Source organism: Xanthomonas codiaei (genome assembly GCF_002939785.1).
GTDB classification, from domain to species: domain Bacteria; phylum Pseudomonadota; class Gammaproteobacteria; order Xanthomonadales; family Xanthomonadaceae; genus Xanthomonas; species Xanthomonas codiaei.
Genome location: NZ_MDEC01000008.1, coordinates 22,941 through 40,033, shown reverse-complemented (window position 1 = coordinate 40,033; position 17,093 = coordinate 22,941). Strand labels below are relative to the sequence as shown.

The 17,093-nt window shown below is 67.6% G+C and carries 14 protein-coding genes and 1 pseudogene; 2 read left to right on the top strand and 13 right to left on the bottom strand.

All coding sequences use genetic code 11. The features are described 5' to 3' along the window. Nucleotides 1-19 precede the first annotated feature (19 nt). Nucleotides 20-1,066 carry a phosphoenolpyruvate carboxykinase (ATP) gene (locus XcodCFBP4690_RS07705; protein ID WP_104540407.1) on the bottom strand — a complete coding sequence of 349 codons (1,047 nt, stop codon included), beginning with the start codon at nt 1,064-1,066 and terminating at the stop codon, nt 20-22. A 155-nt stretch (nt 1,067-1,221) separates the two neighbouring features. Between XcodCFBP4690_RS07705 and XcodCFBP4690_RS07700 the strand changes: the two are divergent. Further along, a pseudogene (locus XcodCFBP4690_RS07700) lies at nt 1,222-2,785 on the top strand (B12-binding domain-containing radical SAM protein). 244 nt (nt 2,786-3,029) lie between these two features. Next, nucleotides 3,030-4,244 (top strand): nucleotidyltransferase family protein, encoded by a 1,215-nt coding sequence (locus XcodCFBP4690_RS07695; RefSeq protein WP_104540405.1) that lies wholly within the window; start codon nt 3,030-3,032, stop codon nt 4,242-4,244. 252 nt (nt 4,245-4,496) lie between these two features. Here XcodCFBP4690_RS07695 and XcodCFBP4690_RS07690 read toward each other — a convergent pair whose 3' ends face one another. From XcodCFBP4690_RS07690 to XcodCFBP4690_RS07635, 12 genes are all read right to left on the bottom strand, one after another. Beyond that, a complete protein-coding gene (locus XcodCFBP4690_RS07690; RefSeq protein WP_104540404.1) occupies nt 4,497-5,609 on the bottom strand; it encodes a glycosyltransferase family 4 protein in 1,113 nt (370 codons plus the stop codon). Further along, on the bottom strand, nt 5,606-6,736 hold the full coding sequence (locus XcodCFBP4690_RS07685; protein WP_104540403.1) for a glycosyltransferase family 4 protein: 1,131 nt from the start codon (nt 6,734-6,736) through the stop codon (nt 5,606-5,608). Before XcodCFBP4690_RS07685 ends, XcodCFBP4690_RS07690 begins: the two co-directional genes overlap by 4 nt. Before the next feature lie 115 nt (nt 6,737-6,851). Next, the gene (locus XcodCFBP4690_RS07680; RefSeq protein WP_104540402.1) at nt 6,852-7,550 is read right to left on the bottom strand and encodes a class I SAM-dependent methyltransferase; all 699 of its coding nucleotides are present in this window, start codon (nt 7,548-7,550) and stop codon (nt 6,852-6,854) included. Next, nucleotides 7,547-8,767 carry an amidohydrolase family protein gene (locus tag XcodCFBP4690_RS07675; RefSeq protein ID WP_146091860.1) on the bottom strand — a complete coding sequence of 407 codons (1,221 nt, stop codon included), beginning with the start codon at nt 8,765-8,767 and terminating at the stop codon, nt 7,547-7,549. The genes XcodCFBP4690_RS07680 and XcodCFBP4690_RS07675 overlap by 4 nt, the downstream gene beginning before the upstream one ends. A gap of 12 nt (nt 8,768-8,779) precedes the next feature. Further along, entirely contained in the window at nt 8,780-9,622 is an 843-nt protein-coding gene (locus XcodCFBP4690_RS07670) for a class I SAM-dependent methyltransferase (RefSeq protein WP_104540400.1), read from the bottom strand. A 268-nt stretch (nt 9,623-9,890) separates the two neighbouring features. Next, the gene (locus XcodCFBP4690_RS07665) at nt 9,891-10,739 is read right to left on the bottom strand and encodes a Wzz/FepE/Etk N-terminal domain-containing protein (protein WP_104540399.1); all 849 of its coding nucleotides are present in this window, start codon (nt 10,737-10,739) and stop codon (nt 9,891-9,893) included. A gap of 40 nt (nt 10,740-10,779) precedes the next feature. After that, complete coding sequence (locus tag XcodCFBP4690_RS07660) at nt 10,780-11,913, bottom strand: hypothetical protein (RefSeq protein ID WP_104540398.1); 1,134 nt, start codon at nt 11,911-11,913, stop codon at nt 10,780-10,782. Next, nucleotides 11,910-12,860: a glycosyltransferase gene (locus XcodCFBP4690_RS07655; RefSeq protein ID WP_104540397.1), complete on the bottom strand. Its 951-nt coding sequence runs from the start codon at nt 12,858-12,860 to the stop codon at nt 11,910-11,912. The genes XcodCFBP4690_RS07660 and XcodCFBP4690_RS07655 overlap by 4 nt, the downstream gene beginning before the upstream one ends. After that, nucleotides 12,857-14,110 (bottom strand): O-antigen translocase, encoded by a 1,254-nt coding sequence (locus XcodCFBP4690_RS07650; protein ID WP_104540396.1) that lies wholly within the window; start codon nt 14,108-14,110, stop codon nt 12,857-12,859. Before XcodCFBP4690_RS07650 ends, XcodCFBP4690_RS07655 begins: the two co-directional genes overlap by 4 nt. Continuing rightward, complete coding sequence (locus XcodCFBP4690_RS07645; protein ID WP_104540395.1) at nt 14,107-15,219, bottom strand: DegT/DnrJ/EryC1/StrS family aminotransferase; 1,113 nt, start codon at nt 15,217-15,219, stop codon at nt 14,107-14,109. The genes XcodCFBP4690_RS07650 and XcodCFBP4690_RS07645 overlap by 4 nt, the downstream gene beginning before the upstream one ends. After that, the gene (locus XcodCFBP4690_RS07640) at nt 15,219-16,151 is read right to left on the bottom strand and encodes a GNAT family N-acetyltransferase (RefSeq protein ID WP_104540394.1); all 933 of its coding nucleotides are present in this window, start codon (nt 16,149-16,151) and stop codon (nt 15,219-15,221) included. The genes XcodCFBP4690_RS07645 and XcodCFBP4690_RS07640 overlap by 1 nt, the downstream gene beginning before the upstream one ends. Continuing rightward, the gene (locus XcodCFBP4690_RS07635) at nt 16,138-17,091 is read right to left on the bottom strand and encodes a hypothetical protein (protein ID WP_104540393.1); all 954 of its coding nucleotides are present in this window, start codon (nt 17,089-17,091) and stop codon (nt 16,138-16,140) included. The genes XcodCFBP4690_RS07640 and XcodCFBP4690_RS07635 overlap by 14 nt, the downstream gene beginning before the upstream one ends. Between the last annotated feature and the right edge of the window lie 2 nt (nt 17,092-17,093).

The window sequence follows — 17,093 nt, the reverse complement described above, 5'->3', positions numbered from 1 at the left end:
GGCCGGTCGCGCAGCTGTCTCATTGCAGCACCTGCAGCAAGGCATCCAGGCAGGCCTGCGGATGCGGGCCACGGTGCAGGGTGAACATGCCGATGCGCTGCACCTGCGCCACGAAGCGCTGCCACCCGGGCTGACCGGCGGCATAGGGCTGGTCGCGCTGCAGGCACGGCGCTATCTGCGCGGCTGGCACCGGCATCAACAAACCATTGCCCGAGGTACTGGCAGGCCGCTTGGACAACATCACCACGGCACCCAGCTGCAAGGGCGCGGGCGCAAGCGTGGCCTGGCCGTGACGGATGTCGACTTCGAACTTTTCCACGCCGCTGCGGCGACGAATGATCGGCGAGCCAGCGATCCATGCGCGGGTGGGCGCATCGACCAGGCCCAGGGCTTCGGGCCGCAGATGCAGGAAGTTGGCGACGCCGGTGGTCAGCAGGCTGTCCGGCGCCACGAACACGCCGTCTTCGGCGATGAACTCCAGCCCATGCAGCAGGCTGTGCAGCGCCAGCGTGGATTTGCCCGCGCCACTGGCGCCGAGCAGCAGCACGCTGCGGCCGCGCCGGCCCACGCAGGCGCCGTGCAGCGGCACCAGGCCCATGCCCCGCGCGGCCAGCAGGAACACCGCAAACTCGATCAGTTCGTAGCGCACGTGGTACGCATGCGCCAGCATGTCCTCGGAGACCACCAGCATGGCGCGGCGCTCCGGGATCGACAGCATCAGATGGTTGCAGGCGTCCATCACGCCGCAGATCAGGCCGCCCACCGCATGCGTGCGCACCGGTGGCGGCTCGGCGGCCACGCTGCCGTGCGCGCGCGGCAGCAGATCCAGGGTGAGATGGAACTGCGGTGCGCCGGCCAGATGATGTGCAGGCAGGCCGGCATAGGCGGCATCGACCAGGGCCAGCAGCGCCGGGCTGTCGCTATGGAAGTGGAACAGCGCACCGAGAATCTGCCGCTGCACGCTGAAGGCACGCGCGCGTTGCTCGCCGAACGGGTCCGCCGCCACCGCGGCCTGCGCCGTCTGTTCCAGCGGCTGGTATTGCGCCAACGCAGCCGACTGCGGCATGCCTGTCATCCAATGCACCGATCAGCCGGTATGTGCCGAGGGCAGGTGCGAAGGTTGCATCGCCGTGCGCGATGCGCGGATGCACCCTGTCACCGCCATGCGCAACGCAGCGGCGCAACCAAAGACGCCTGTGCGCGCACCTACTGCCGAGCCGAATGCCGGTGTCTGCGCACGCCGCCGCTGCGCGCCACCTGGCGACAGAACGAGAGCCTTGTGCAGATGCTAAAGATCCAGGTCAGTCATTCGTATTTCCTGCGTTACGACCCCAAGCAATGGGAGCGCGGCAAGCCTTACCCGCCGCTGGCCACCTTGCAGATCGCGGCATTGCTGCGCGAGCGCGGGCATGCCGTGAGCCTGTTCGACGCCATGCTGGCCGACGGCGTCGAGGACTACGCCGGCGCGCTGCACGATGCGCAGCCGGAGCTGGTGGTGTTCTACGAGGACAACTTCAACTTCCTCACCAAGATGTGCCTGAGCCGCATGCGCGAGGCGGCCTGCCGCATGATCGGACAGGCGCGCGCGGCCGGCTGCCGTGTGTTGGTGGCGGGCTCGGATGCCTCCGACAACCCGGACGCGTTCCTGGCCGCCGGTGCGCATGCGGTATTGATCGGCGAAGGCATCGCGCCGTTGATCGAATTGATCGAGCGGGTCGAACGCAATCGGCAGATCGACACGCAGGCCTGGCTGGCCGGTGTCGCGCGCATCGCCAGCAGCGATCCGACGGCGGTACGCGCGCATCCGGGTGCGCAGCCACCGGATCCGCGCCTGAGCGGCCTACCGGCCTGGGACCTGGTCGACATGCCGCGCTACCAACGCTTCTGGCGGCAGCGACACGGCTATTTCAGCCTGAACATGGCCGCCTCGCGCGGTTGCCCGTTCCGTTGCAACTGGTGCGCCAAGCCGATCTGGGGCAACCACTACACCCGTCGCGGCGCCGAGGACGTGGCCGCCGAAATGATCCATCTCAAGCGCAACTTCCAGCCCGATCACCTGTGGATGGCCGACGACATCTTCGGCTTTCATATCGATTGGGTGGAGACATTTGCGCAGCGCCTGAGCGAGGCCGATGGTGCGATTCCATTCACCATCCAGACCCGCGCGGATCTGGCCAGCGAACGCATGGCCGCGGCACTGGCGCGCGCCGGGTGTGCAGAGGCCTGGATCGGTGCGGAAAGCGGCAGCCAGCGCATCCTCGACAGGATGACCAAGGGCACCGACGTGGCCGGGGTGATCGCCGCCCGCCAGCGACTGGGCGCGCATGGAATCCGCGTGGGTTTCTTCATCCAGCTGGGCTATCTGGGCGAAGAACTCGAAGACATCCTGGCCACGCGCGCATTGGTGAGCCAGGCCAATCCGGACATCATCGGCGTCAGCGTGTCGTATCCGTTGCCCGGCACCAAGTTCTACGAAGAAGTGAAGAACCAGCTCGGCGGCAAGACGCATTGGCAGGACAGCGACGACCTGGCGATGATGTTCCATGGCGCCTACGACTCGGAGTTCTACCGCAGCGTGCGCGATCTGTTGCACGCCCAGGTGGACCTGCAGCAGGCGCGGGGCACGATGACGGCCGACGCCGTTGCGCAGGCCTGCGAGCAGCTGGAAGCGCGCTGGTCCGCGTTGATCGCCTCCGAACAGCTGCACCGCACCGAACCGCTTGCCACCCTGCCCGCACGGCCATCACGGCCATCACGGCCGTTGGCCACGGTGCTGGTGGGCTAGCGTCTCCTGAATCTGCCGGCGAACGCGAAACGGACGGGTGTGCATCGCGACATCGCCAACCCGGGCGATCGGGATTGCCACCCCGCCAAGGCAACCGACGCACCCGACGCAATCGTGGCGCGCGGCAGCGCCATCGCCAGGCCGATACGCCAATACGCCGATACGCCGATACGCCACCACCGTGCAGTACCGCCACCGACTCGTAGCACCTCCCCGCCCCTTCGACCTCCCGGATCACGCCCGCATGCAGCCTTCGCTTCGTACCATCCGACACGGCCTGCACACGGCCACCGAGCGGCTCGCGCACGAGCTGGCGCAGCCGGGCGACGATTCGCCGCAATGGGACCGGCTGCAGTGGCAGCTGGCCGCGGCGGCAGCGGCGGCACATGGCGTGTCGCCGCTATTGCAGCGCCGCTCGTTGTGGCAGAACGCGCACTGGAACAGCTTCCTGGACGAGCAACGCCAGCATGTCGAAGACCGCCACCGGCGTATCGCGCTACTGCTGAGCCGCATCGACAGCGCCGCGCGCAACGCCGGCATCGCGCTGGTGGGATTGAAGGGCACCGCCCTGCATCGGCTGGGCGTGTACCTGCCCGGTGATCGTCCGATGGCCGATATCGACCTGCTGGTGGCGCCAGAGGACGCGCTCGCCACGGCCGCGCTGTTGTGCGAGCTGGGGTATGAGGCCTCGTTCCAGCAATGGAAGCACCAGGTGTTCAAGCCGGTGCAGGGCGATGCGGTGGCCGGATTGGGCGAGCACCGCGATGCCCCCATCAACATCGAAGTGCACACGCGCATCCAGGAGCGCCTGCCGGTGCGCAGCGTGGATATCACCGCACGCATCTGGCCGGAGCACGCACAGCCGGGCCTGAACCCCTATCCTTCCATTGGCGCCCTGATGTGCCACCTGCTGCTGCACGCAGCCGGAGGCATCTGCCATCGCAGCATCCGGCTGATGCATCTGCACGATCTTGCGTTGCTGACCACCCGCATGGGCCCACGCGATTGGCAGCAGTTATGGGAAGACCCGGCGGTGTCGCCGTGGTGGGCGTTGCCGCCGTTGCAGTTGCTGCAGCGTTACTACCGCGCGGTGGTGCCGGCGCAGGTCATGGCGCGGCTGCACGCCGAGTGCCCGCGCCTGCTGCGCCTGCGTGCCGCCCGGCAGACGCTCACCACCGCCTCGTGCTCCAACCTGTGGCTGTCGGCCCTGCCCGGGATCGAGTGGTCGGGTTCGTTGAGCGAGGCGCGGCAGTACCTGCGCGAACGCGTGGTGCCATCGGCGGAGTGCCGCAAGGAGCGTGCCGACATGCTGCAGACCCAACTCTGGCTACAGGATCAGCCCTGGGTGCGCCAGACCCAGGCACGCCGGCTGATGACGCGGCTGACCCGCCCGGTTCCGCGCACCGACATGCTGTACGTGGTGCGTGCGGCGCTGGATGGATATCTGCAGCCGGCGTGAGGCTGGGCAGGCGGGGAGCGCGTCGCCGCGGGATCGCCCCTGGATGGACGCGCCAGCCCGGCAGCGCCGCTGGCCCAAGCTTGCGCTACACCATCGCACGCATGCTGCACAGGCGAAGACGCGCGCATTCACGCCGCTCGATCGCCTCGGGCTGAGACTCGAACACGCACGGCATCGGTAGCCGCATCTCCAAGCTGAGGTTTGCGCGATGCGTACCGCTCTGACACGGCGCGCATTCCTGGGCCAATGCGCTCAGCGCAGCGGTCGCTGCTCGCAGAGCTGGCGGTAAAGGTGTTCGAACTGGCGTGTGGTGAACGCCGCATCTTCGCGAACCGCGCGGCATTGCGCGGCCCATGCCAGGCGCAGGCGCAGTTCGTCGTCGCCAAGCACCTGCCGGATGGCCTCGGCCATGCCCGCCCAATCGCCTGGCGCAACCGCCAACGCTGCAACCGGTGCCCACTCGGTGAGATGCCCAACCGCGGTGCCGACGGTGGGAACGCCGGCAACGGCGGCTTCCAGCAACACCATGGGGCCGGCTTCATGCAACGAGGACAGCACCAGCAGATCGGCCGATAGCATGAGCGGGCGCAATTCGCGCTGGGTCCTGAAGCCGAGGAAGCGCACCTGCTCCTGCAGGCCGAGCTGCTGCACCAGACGCTGCATGGCACCGTCCAGCGTATCGACGCCGACCATGTCCAGCGTAAAGGCGACGCCGGCGCGCTTGAGCGCGGCCATTGCCTGCAGCAAGGTGCGCTGATCCTTGACCGGATTGAGGCTGGCCACATGCAGCAAACGTGCGCTCGCATCGTGGCGGGCACGGGGCGCCGCCGCCGGCCATGCGCGCAGATCCACGCCCAACGGCACCCGCTGCGCGCGCAGGCCCAGCGCCTGCAGGGAGGCAATGATCGGTTCACTGGCAGCGGTCACCCGGTCGGCCAGGCGCAGGATCACCGCTTCGCGCAGGCGCCCACGCCAACGCCGGCGGCCGCCGTAGCCGATCGCATGCAACGCCACCAGTTCACCGCCGGCGATATGCACCACACTGGGACGCCGCAACAGCCGCGCCGCGAGGACGGCGATCAGGCTGCAGTAGCCGGAGAAGATCGCCTGGATCACATCGAACGGCGCGCGCCGGTGTTCCTCGACGATGGCCGCCACTGCACGCAGGCGCGTGCGCCGCTCACCGATGTTGTGCACCCTGGCACCGCGCAGCATCCAGGTGGCCGGCAGCGGCTCCTGATGCAGGACGAACACATGCACCTCGTGATGGCGCGCCAGCCATTCGATCAAGGTCAGGAACACCGGAATCACGCGGATCTCGCCACTGCGGTCCACCCCTCCCGGCACCACCAGCGCCAGCTTCATCGCGTGGTCCCCTGCGCGTGGCCCAGCAGACTGGCGTAGGCCCGGGCCCATTGCCGCCCCACTGCGGCAAACGACAGGTGTGCATCGAAATGCGCGCGCACGTGCGCCCGGCTGGGCCGCTGCCGCGCTGCGCGCACCAGCAGTTCCGACAGCGCGGCGGCATCGCCCACCGGCCAGAGTTCGCCCACCGCGCCGGCAGCGCTGAGCGCACGAAACGCCGGGATATCGGTCAGCAGCGGCAGGCTGCCGCAGGCATAGGCTTCCAGCGCCGCGTAGCCGCAGCTTTCGGTATGGCTGGCAGAGACGAAGATGTCGCTGGCCTGCAGCAGGGTCTGCACGTGCGCATGCTCCACCTTGCCCAGCAAATGCACGCAGCGCGCCAGCAGCGGATCATCGCGCAGGCGTTGCTGGATCTGCGCCAGCAGCGGCGCCTGGTCGAACACGCACCACAGGCGCAGGCCGGGCACGACGCGTGCGGCCAGGGCGATCGCATCGAGCACGCACAGGGGATCCTTGGCCGGGCTCAGATGACCCACCCACACCACACAGGGATCGCCGTGCAGGCCGGTCTGCTCGCGCGCCAGCGCCTGTGCGCCCGGTGTGAAGCGGCTGCTGGATTCGGGAATGGCAAACAGCTGCGTGGCGGCACCGAACAGACCAGCGCGCTGGAACGGCCGCGCCAGTTCCAGCGAGGTGAATGCGATTCCGGCAGCGGCACGGTAGCGCGCACGCCACACCATGCGGCTCCACCAGCGCGGCGGACGATTGGCATGATCCTGCAGCAGGACCGGCGTATGCGGCAGCTCACGCGCAAGCCGTCGCGCATCGCCAGCGAACTCCAGGCCATGCACATGGATCACATCGACGTCGAGTTCCTGCAGCAGTGCCTGCAGCGCGCTGGCGCGTGCAGCGCTGCCACGCAGGCCAAGGGCGGTAAAACGATAGGCCACGCCGTGCCGCGACAAGCGTGCCTCCAGCGCGGAGGCCTGAATCACCGACACGCGGATACCCGCACTGGCCACCGCTTCGGCGATGTCGGCCAGCGACGGCCAGTGCGCGAACACCTGCTCGATGCTCAGGCCATCGGGAGTCGCCACCAGATTGAGCTGGGCCACATGCAAGGTCATGGGCTGCACAGCAACGCGCGATGGACGTGCACGCCACGACGCGCAGGTCCGTAGCACTGCAGCGGGAGACCGGTGGCGAGCGCCGCGCGGCGCCACTGCGGATACACCACGTCGTTCACGCGACGCGCCGCAGCCGCAGCACCAGGGCCACCGGGACCTGCAGCGCCATCTGGTCGAAATGCGCACCAGCGGGAATATCGTCCGGGTCCAGCATCGGCTCGGCGACGGCTTCGATCGCAAAGCCCAATGCCGTGCAGGCCGCATGCCAGTGGCTATACAGGTGCTGGGTGTGACGCACGGCGTAATGGCGACCGTCGGCCTTGAAATCGCGGCGCCACCCCAGCGCATCGCCGATCGGGTGCACGTCGCTGCACAGCACGATGCCATCGGGACGGGTGACGCGGTGCAGCTCTTCCAGCGCCGGCCATAGTCGCGGCAGATGCCCGACCACCAGCCCGCAGACACTGAAATCGGCCATCGCATCGGCGAGCGGCAACCGATCGAGGCTGCCCTGCTGCAGGCTCACCCGCCCAGCTGGCCAGTGCTGCGCCAGTTCGGTACCGGCACGCTGCAGCATCTGCGGCGACAGATCGACGCCGGTGACGTGCCGCGCACCCCGCCGCAAGGCATGAAACATGTAACGGCCGCTGCCACAGCCTGCATCCAGCACATGCTGCCCCTGCAGCACCGCCGGCATCAGGCCGAGCATGGCGCGCTCTTCGGCCAGCATCACCGGATTGTGCGCATGCGGCGGATACGCCTGCGCCCAGAGTGCATACGCATCCACTGGATCGAGGACCGGCACCGCGCTCACGACGCGACCCCGATGGCGAGCAGCGCGTCAGATGCCGAAGGCGTTGCGCGCTGTACGCACTGCAGACCCGGTTCCAGTGCCAGCACCGCCGGATCCGCCAGCGCGGCGTCGAGCAACTTGGGACGGCCGTCCAGCAGCACCGGCACGTTCTGGATGCCGGCGGCATCGAACCACGGCGCGAAATCCGGATCGGCAATGCGTGGCTTGCCGTCGCGGATCACGGCGCGCAATGCGCTGCGATCGCAACCGATGATGCTGTTGGCGGGCTCGCCGCCGCGGTCGCGCACGATCATCAGGTCCGCAACCGCGCCAGGCGCGATACGCCCGCGCGATGCCGTCCGCAGGATGCGTGCCGCGTGCTCGGTGACCAGGCCAAGCAGCAGATCCGGCGCCAGGCCGCTGTCGGCGGCGACCAGCAATTCGTCGAGCAGATCGCGCGAGCCGCTCACGCGCGAATCGCTGCCCAGCGCCAGCCGCCCGGCCATGCACAGGCGCCAGGGGTCCAGGGTACGACCGAGCAGGTTCAGATTGCTCGACGGGCACCACACCACGGCCGCACCGCGCGCGATGACCCGTTCGATGTCCTGCTCGCCCATCCCCACGCCGTGGATCAGCACCGTATTGGATGCCAGGCAGCCGAGCCGGTCGAGGTCGTCCAGCTCGGCGCGCGCCACCGCATCGGTGCCTTCGGCCAGGTGGATCATCCATGGATGCGCCGACGGCGTGGCCGCAAAGCTGCCCTGCACCGGCGGCCCGTAGCCTGTCCAGCCCAGCGCGTAGCTCCAACCGAACTCACGCAGCACGCTTACCGGATACCCGGCTTCATCCAGGGTGGCGTGCCAGGGGTCGTGCTGCGCCACGCAGGTCACGCCGGCGAGCAGATTCTTCAAGCCGCCGTGACGCAGCCGTACCGCCTTGGGCACACGCAGCGCCGCGGCCACCTCGGGGTGCTGGAAATGCGCCTGGAACGCCTCGATCCACGCATAGCTGTTGGCGAACGGCGCCACCTGCGGCAGCGGTGGGACGCAGTTGACCTGCAAGTGCTCATGCGCATTGATCAGGCCCGGCGCCAGCACATGGCCCTGCAGATCCAGCCGCAAGGTTCCGGTGCCCACCGTACCGCCGAAGCGGCCATTGCGCATGTTGACCGCCACGTGCGACACCCCAGCCAGGGTGATCGCGCGCGCGCCCTGCATACAGACATCGGCCATGGCCATTGGGCTCTCCACTCAGCGCTTGCGCATCACGATCAGGAAGTGATCGCCCATGTCGCGCAGCAGTGGCAGTCCGCCGAGCCGATCGTCCAGCGCGCCCAGGCGCTGTGCCAGGCGCGGGTGGCGCTCGCAAACATCCACCAGATACGGCGGCGGCAGGAACAGGCTCAGGGCGCGATAGCTATCCAGCACGAAGTGCTGCTCGAAGGCGCGATAGAACTCGCGCGGCAGGTGGTACCAGGTCCAGATGGTGTGGCCGTTCATGCCCACCGCCGTTGCGCCCTTGGCCGCGCGCACCGCCGCCCGCTTGAAGCGACCACGCAACGCGTAGTGGCCCACTTCCCACGGACAGATACGCCCGATCACCGAGAACACCAGGCAGCCATCGGCACGCAGCAGGCGTGCGCATTCGGCGGCCACCGCCGGCAGGTCCGGCGCGCAGTTGAGCGGGCCGAAATTCGAATACATGCCATCGAACGTGCCGTCCAGCCGATCGAGCTGCTGGATGCCGACATGCGCGGCAGCCAGCCGTTCTTCCAGGCCCTGGCTGGCAGCACGATGGCGAGTGCGCTCGACCATGGCCGGCGACCAATCGGTGGCCAGCACGCGATACCCGCGCCGTGCGAATTCGGCGGCATCCAGCCCGGTTCCGCAGCCCAGGTCCACCAGCCGCGAGCCCACCGGCAACTCGGCAGTCACCGTCTCCCACAAGGTAGTGCGCATACGCTGGATCAGCGCGTTGTTGCCGCGTGGGCCGTCGTAGTCGGGGGCGACGCTGTCGAACGCACGTTGCGTCTCCAGCAATTGCTCCGGTGCGACCGTCCCGCCACGCGCCGCATGCTCACTGACCGCCGACATGCATCGCCTCCCACACCTGTCCTGCTGAACTCACGGCACTCTCCGGGCGCGGAGCCGCCACTGCGGCATCGCTTTATAGACCCGTGAGTGCCACTGCCCGCTGGTTTGGTTGCAGGCAGGTTGGCGCGCCGATGCATGGGGATCACTTGCAGACTGCAGACATCCAATGGCGCTCGCCGCGATCCCGACCGCAGCGCTCAGGCCACAGGCGTGCGCAGCGCAGCCGTGCCGGATGCCGGCCGCAAGCGCCGAGCCGCAGCAGTCGATGTCAGGCGACAGCCGCCGACGTCGCCGCCACGCGGCGGCGCCAGGCATTGCGCAGCACCGCCGCCAGCACCCCCAGCCCAGCACCGCCGAGCAAACCGAGTGCGCCCACCATCGCGGTATTCGGAAATGCGCGCTGCTCTGGCACATACACCGGCCACGCCAACGAGGTCTGATAGGTATAGCGGTCGGTCAGCCGCGCCACCAGATCGTCGCGCTCGGTCTTGATCGCGCGGATGGTGGTGTTGCTGTCGGTCAGCAGCACACCGGCCAGCACCTGTGCCGGGCTCGCCGCGCCACCCTGCCCGGCGTCGAGTTGCCGCTGCAGCTGGTCGCGGTTGCGCGTGGCAACACGCAGGTCCTCGCTCAGGCCCTGCAGGCGGGTGCGGGCGAGCGCAAGCGCGGTGGTGTTGGTGTCGTCGTGCAGGTGCTTCAGCGTATCGACCGTCGTCATCGCCAGGCGGCGCGCCTGCTGCGACGAATCGGCACGGATGGTGATGCCGATCAGATTGGCATACGGATCGGGGTCCGGCTTGAGACTGCCCCGGTACAGCTGGGCGGCGCGGCTCTTGAGCGGCACGCCGGCCCGCTGCAGCACCGTATCCTGAAACAGCCGCGTCTTCATGCGATCGATCACGCGCTGGAACGGCTCGACCTTCGGGTCGCGGCCGGCCGGCGTCGGACCGATCTCGCCCACCTGGATCCATGCGGTGGCCTCCCACTGTGGCCTGGCCACGCGCAGGAACACCACACTGAGCCCCACCACCACGACGAACGCGGCCAGCGCCCAGCGCCACTCGCGGCGCAGGATGCGCCACAGGTCGATCAGATAGATTTCGTCGTGTTGATTCATGGGGCGCAGGCTCTGGAACAGGAGGGTGGAATCGCCGCGCTCACGCAGCAGACGGTTGTGCGGCGTGGCGGTTGGGCAACAGCACGGTGCAGGCGTGCAGCACCAGACACAGCGCGATGAAGCCGAAGTTGGTCCAGGTGAAGGCCTGTGGCGCGAAAGGCGACATCAGGCAGGCATAGGCCAGGCGCAGGAAGATCAGCACGTGGAAGATCGACAGCGATCCGTTGAGCCGCCGCACGCTCCACACCAGCCCGGCGTACAGCGCCAGCCATGCGAGCACGGCCCCCGGCGCGCCCCAGGCCATCAGGAACGGAAAGAACTCGGTGCCCACATTGATATTGGGCGCATCCAGCGGAATGCTGGTACCGGCGGTAGCGATGGAGCCACTGAAGGGCACCAACTGGTTGATCAGGAAGCTGGCGTTGACGTAGCCCTTGGCCAGCATCGCACCGAAGTTGTACGGCCCCGCGCTGATGTACAGCAGCAGCCATTGCACGCCTTGCGGCATGGCGCGATAGAACGTACCGAACGGCAACGCCACCGTCGCCAACGAGCCCGAACGCAGCGTGCCCAGCACCGAAAACACCCCGCCACCGGCCAGCACCAGCACGACTATCGTCTTCCACGGCAGCCGCCGCAGCGGATCGCGGCGCAGCAGCATCACCAGCACGAAGGAGAACAGGCCGGCAAAGATGCGGTTGCGGTCGATCACCAGGATGGGAAAGACGAACCCAAACACCACCATCGCCGCACGCAGGCCGCGATGGCGCACGCAGAGCAGCGCAATCGGCGGCAGGATCCAGCACATGTTGGAGATGTGCCGCACATGCGAGCGCAACGGACTCAGGGTCGCATACGACGACGGATCGCTGAACAACGGAATCGGAAACAGCACCACATCGGCAATGCAGAACAGCGTGACGGCCGCCGCCAGCGCCATCGCCAGGAAGGCATCGCGGGTGCCGGCATAGCGATAGCTGCGGAACCGCTCCACCGCCGGCAACCGGGTCTGCAGGACCGCATCGAGCACGACCGTGGCCGCCGCGGCAAGGGCAAGCAGTGCGATGCCGTCCAGGTAGCCATCGGGCAACGTATAGGTCGCCAGCGTCACCGCGCTGCTGAGCAGCATCGGCAGCGCCAGGTAGGTTGCCGGACGTCGCAACAGTATGCTCATGCCGGCTCCGTCGCGCTGCGCGCATGCCTGGATCGGGCACCGGCCGGCAGGGAGAGCCAGGCATAGGCCAGCAGATTCGCGATGACCGCGTGCGGACGACGTTGCAGGAACGCGACCTTTGCAGCGACGTAGCATGCCTGCGCACGCAGCAAGGTGCGCTCGGGCTCATCGAACAATCCGGCGCAGCGCAGCGCCACCTGCCGCGACTCGGAGAGATTGGCGATACGCGCCGCGACATCGACCGTCTTGCTGAGGTTGTTGCCGTGCAACCGGTACGCGCAGACCTGCATGTCCACGAAGCCCAGCGCATCGCGTGCGGCCAGACGCAGAAAGAAATCCCAGTCCTCGATCCGCAGCGTCTCGTCCCAGCCGGTACGCGCGTCGAAGGCACTGCGTCGCAGCAAGGCCACCGCGCCGCTGACCGCCCAGTGCCGGATCACCGCCCGGCGGATCCCGGATGCGGAGCGGTACAGATCCACCTTCACCTTATGCAGATCGCGCATGGCGCTGGCATGCAGCAGCTGTCCATGCGCGTCGACCACGCAGGCATCGCCGATCACCGCCAGTTTCTGCGGATGTGCGCGCAGGTAACGCACCTGCGCATCCAGCCCTCCGGGCAGCAGATAATCGTCACTGGCCCCCAGGCGCAGATACTCGCCGTTCGCACGCAACGCCAGCTCGTTGAGCGTGGCTGCCACTCCGCGATTGGCCCGTTGCACGAACTGCACCGGAACCCGCTGCCCGTTGTCGGCGATCCACTGCGCGATCCGTTCGCCAGTGGCGTCGCTGGAGCCATCGTCGATGATGACGATCTCCTTGCACGGGTACGGATCTTCCAGCACGCTGTCCAGGCAACGCTGCACGAAGCGCTCGTGGTTGAACGCAGGAATCAGCACCGACACCAGCGGCCAGCGCGCACGCCCTGGCGATTGCGCATGCACGCTCATGTCGGCTGCACCAGGTAGCGGCGCGCCACCACGATGTTGAACAGCAGGTACAGGACATAGTTGGCCACGAAGGCATACATCGCACCTATCAGCCCGTATCGCGCAGTGAACACATAGACCAATCCCAGGTAGCTGGCTGCGAACACGCACTCGGACACCACGAACAGGCGCGTCATCGCCTTGGCCAGCATCAGATACGACAGCACGAAGGCCGCGACCTTGATGACGTCGCCTACCAGCTGCGGGCCATAGAGTGACCTGGCCGCAGCGAACCGGGGATCGAACAGCAGCCAGGTCACCCAATCGCGGCAGACATACACGCCCAGCGCCATCACGATCACTGCGGGCATGACATACCGATAGGCGGCGCGCAGCTCGCGCGCCAGTGCCGCACGCTCGTGCAGGCAGGCCAGTTTGGGCAGGTAATACACATTGATGGCGGTGGTGAAGAACAGCAGGTACGCGTCCGACACCCGGCTCACCGCCTGCCAGTACCCCACCTGCTGCCATCCGAACCGGGCAACCAGATGGTCGCGCACCAATAGGATCACCAGTTGTGGTACCAGCGTGGAGGTGAGCGTCATCATCGAAAACGCCGCCAGCCGCCGCGTCATCGCCGCATCGAAACGCATGCGCAACATCTCGCGCCGAAAGTACGGGCTGCGCCACAGCGCCGGCACGCCGGCCAACAGCCAGAGCACCTGTCCCAGCACCAGCCCCAGCAGGGCGCCCTGCAGCTGCGCCCTGCTGGACAGCCATGCCACCAGCGCCACGCTCAGCACCGCACCGCTCACCTGTACGAACGCCAGACGCCGTACATCCATGAAGCCGTTGATCACTGCGAGCAGGTAATTGAGCACGGCGATACCCAGTTGCGCGACCGCCAGCACGCAGATCAGCGGCTGGTAGCTGGCATCGCCCAGCAATCGCTCGGCGAGCGCGCCACTGAACACCACCGCCAGCAGCGCCAGCAGGCAGGACGCGCAGAAGGCGTACCACAGCGCCGCCCCCAGTAGCCGCGCCTGCGCCTGCGCATCGTCGCGGTACTCTGCCACGTACTTGACGATGCCGGCGCTGATGCCGCCACCGGCCAGGACCGCCAGCACCGACATCAGATTTAGGAACTGGCCGAGCCGGCCCACCCCCTGCGGCCCGGCGTAGATGGCCACCAGCTTGACCACCACCAATGCAGCGAGCAACTTCGCCAGCGTCGCCACGCCGGTATACGCGCTGCTGCGCAGCAGATTCATGCGCGGGCGCCGAAGGTCTGGCAAGCGGCAATCACCCGCTCCACCGATGCCGCATCCAGCGCCGGACCCATCGGCAGGCTCAGCACTTCGCGATGCAACTGCTCGCTCAGCGGCAGGCAGACGTCTCCCAGGGTGGCGTACGCCGGCTGCCGGTGTGGCGGCACCGGGTAATGGATCTGGGTATGGATGCCACACTGCAGCAGATGCGCCTGCAAGGCGTCGCGCTGCGCGCTGCGCACCACGAACAGATGCCACACATGCTGCTCGACGGAGGCCACCGCCGGCAGGCTGATCAACGGATTGTCGATCTCCTGCAGATAGCGCTGCGCCACCGCACGCCGCAATGCAATCTCCTCGTCCAGATAGGTCAGCTTGACCCGCAGCAAGGCGGCCTGCAGCTCGTCCAGGCGCGAATTCACGCCCTGATGCAGGTGGTGGTACTTCACCTCGGAACCGTAGTTGCGCAGTGCGCGGATGCGCTCGGCCAGGTGCGCATCGGAGGTCACCACGGCACCGCCATCGCCCAGCGCCCCAAGATTTTTGGTGGGAAAGAAGCTGAAGGCTGCCGCATCGCCGAAGGCGCCCGCGCGGGTTCCGTGCGCGGTGGCGCCATGCGCCTGCGCGGCATCTTCGATCAGTAGCAGCCCGTACCGGTGCGCCAGCCTCTGCAGGCCCGCCATATCGGCCAGCTGGCCATACAGATGCACTGCCATGATGGCGCGCGTGCGGGGCCCGATGGCCTTTTCCACGCTGGCCGCATCGATGTTGAAGGTGGCCGGGTCCGGCTCCACCGGCACCAGCACCAGCCGGTTCTGGCTGATCGCCAGAAACGTCGCGATGAAGGTGTTGCCCGGCACGATGATTTCGTCGCCTTCGCGCAACACGCCCAGTTCGCGATACCCACGCAGGATCAGCGACAACGCATCCAGCCCGTTGCCCACGCCAACCGCATGCGCGCCGCCGCAATAGCGGGCGAATTCGTCCTCGAATGCGGCCAGCTCCTGGCCAAGCACATACCAGCCGGCATCGATCACGCGCGCGGCCGCGGCCTTGAGCTCGTTCGCGTAGCGTGCGTTGGTTGCACGCAGATCCAGGAAAGGCACATCCATTACAAAGTCCATCGATAGACATCCTGTACCACTGCACGCGCGCCGAAGCGCTCCTTCTGTTCAACCAGGCCCTCATTGAGCACCTGCCCGCCCTGCTCGGTTGAAATCCCGAAACTGAAGTAGTCGCGCCCTGCGTACACCTGGGTGATCAGCTCGGCCAGCAGCAGGCTCAGCGCGTCCAGCCGGCGCCCCGGTTCGGAGACGGCCAGATACTGGGTGTGGACACTGCGGCCGAAGTCGTACACCAGCGCCGCTGCCAGCAACTGCCCGCCCGCGCGCGCCTCGTGCAGCACGATGTGATGCGGGAACCGGAGCTGCAGCAGTTGCAGTTCGTCCAGCCGGTGGGTCGGCGCCACGCCATGGCGCTGCAGCACCTCGGTCAGCAATGCATGAAAGGCCTCAAGACTGCTAGTGGTCTGGACCTGCACGCCGGCCTTGCGCGCCTTGGCGATCGACCGCCGCCGCTCGGCACTGAAGGCGAACGGCTGGCGCAGCGCGATCACCGACGACAGGTCGCGCCGATACACCTGCGCGCCCACCCGATGCAGGGCGTACAGCTCCTCTTCCGCCGGGTACGCATGGAAGACATGCGGCACTGGCTTGTAGACGATCTCCTGCGCGCCTGCGGCCCGGTAATGCGTGGCGATCTGCTCGAACACCTGCAGGGCCGCACCGGCCCGCATCGCCATCGACGACACCAGGCCGGCATAGGTGAGCCCGGCATGGCTGCTGACGCAGCCGCCCTGCACGCTCGCAGGAAACACCGCAATCACCTCGCCACCGCGCTCCACCAGCAACGACGCATCGGCGAAGCGGTCGGCGTGGTAGTCCATATATCCGCGCCGATGCAGCAGGTTGCCATTGCGCGAGCTCGCCACCAGTGCGTCCCACGCAGATGCATCGCCGGCACGATAGGGCCTAACCGAATACATGGCCGCCCTGCAGTTCCGCCGGCAGCGCCGCATCGGCCAGGCCAAAGCCGGCATGCCCCATCGCATTGCCGTTGTAGAACATCAGTACGCAATTGCCTTGCTGGATCAATGCCGGGTAGCACAGCGTCTGCGCATCCCAGCCCTCCTCGGACAATTGCAGCCCGAGCTGGCCATCGTCGCGCTCCCAGTGCAGACCATCGCGGCTGAAGGCGATGCCGGGGAAGTAGCCACCGCGCGTGTCGCCGCGGGTGAAGTACATCAGGTAACGCTCGCCAAGCCGGTAAACGCGCGGGCGGCCGATGCGGTATTCGTCGTCGCGCGGACGCAGGCAGACATGATCGTCGCCGCAGATGCAGGCCAGGTCATCGGTCTGCGCATAGCGGATGTGGTAACGCGGATACGGCTGGCCCGCGATGGTTTCCCAGTCGTCGCCCACCGCGTACCACAGCCGCCAGCGTCCATCTTCGTAACGTGCCGAGTGCACCGCGGCGATCGTGCTGCGGCCGGGCGCGCGGTCCAGCAGCGGCGTTTCCTGGCGACGCTGGAACGTGCCGCCGCCGTCGCGCGACACCGCCAGGCCGGTGAACGCGAGGAACTTCGCCTTGGCCACGCGTTGGAAGCCTACGTAGAACATGTACAGGCCATCCGGCCCGGCCACTACATCGCCCAGGATCATGCCGTTGTCGTCGAAGCAGCCATCGCGCCCGATGTCCAGCACCGGCTCGCGGCTGACGCCGACAATCTGGGTAGGCGCATCCGCACGCACATCCACATAACCGATCCGGCTCACGCCGTGCGCATCGCGGAAACCCGCATACACCCGCAGGGTCTGCGCAGACAGCCGGTATGGCGTCGGCGTCAGTGCCGCGTGCTGCATCCAGCCGCCGACGCCATCGCGTGCCACATCGAACACCAGGCCGCGCTTGATCCAGTCGAACATGG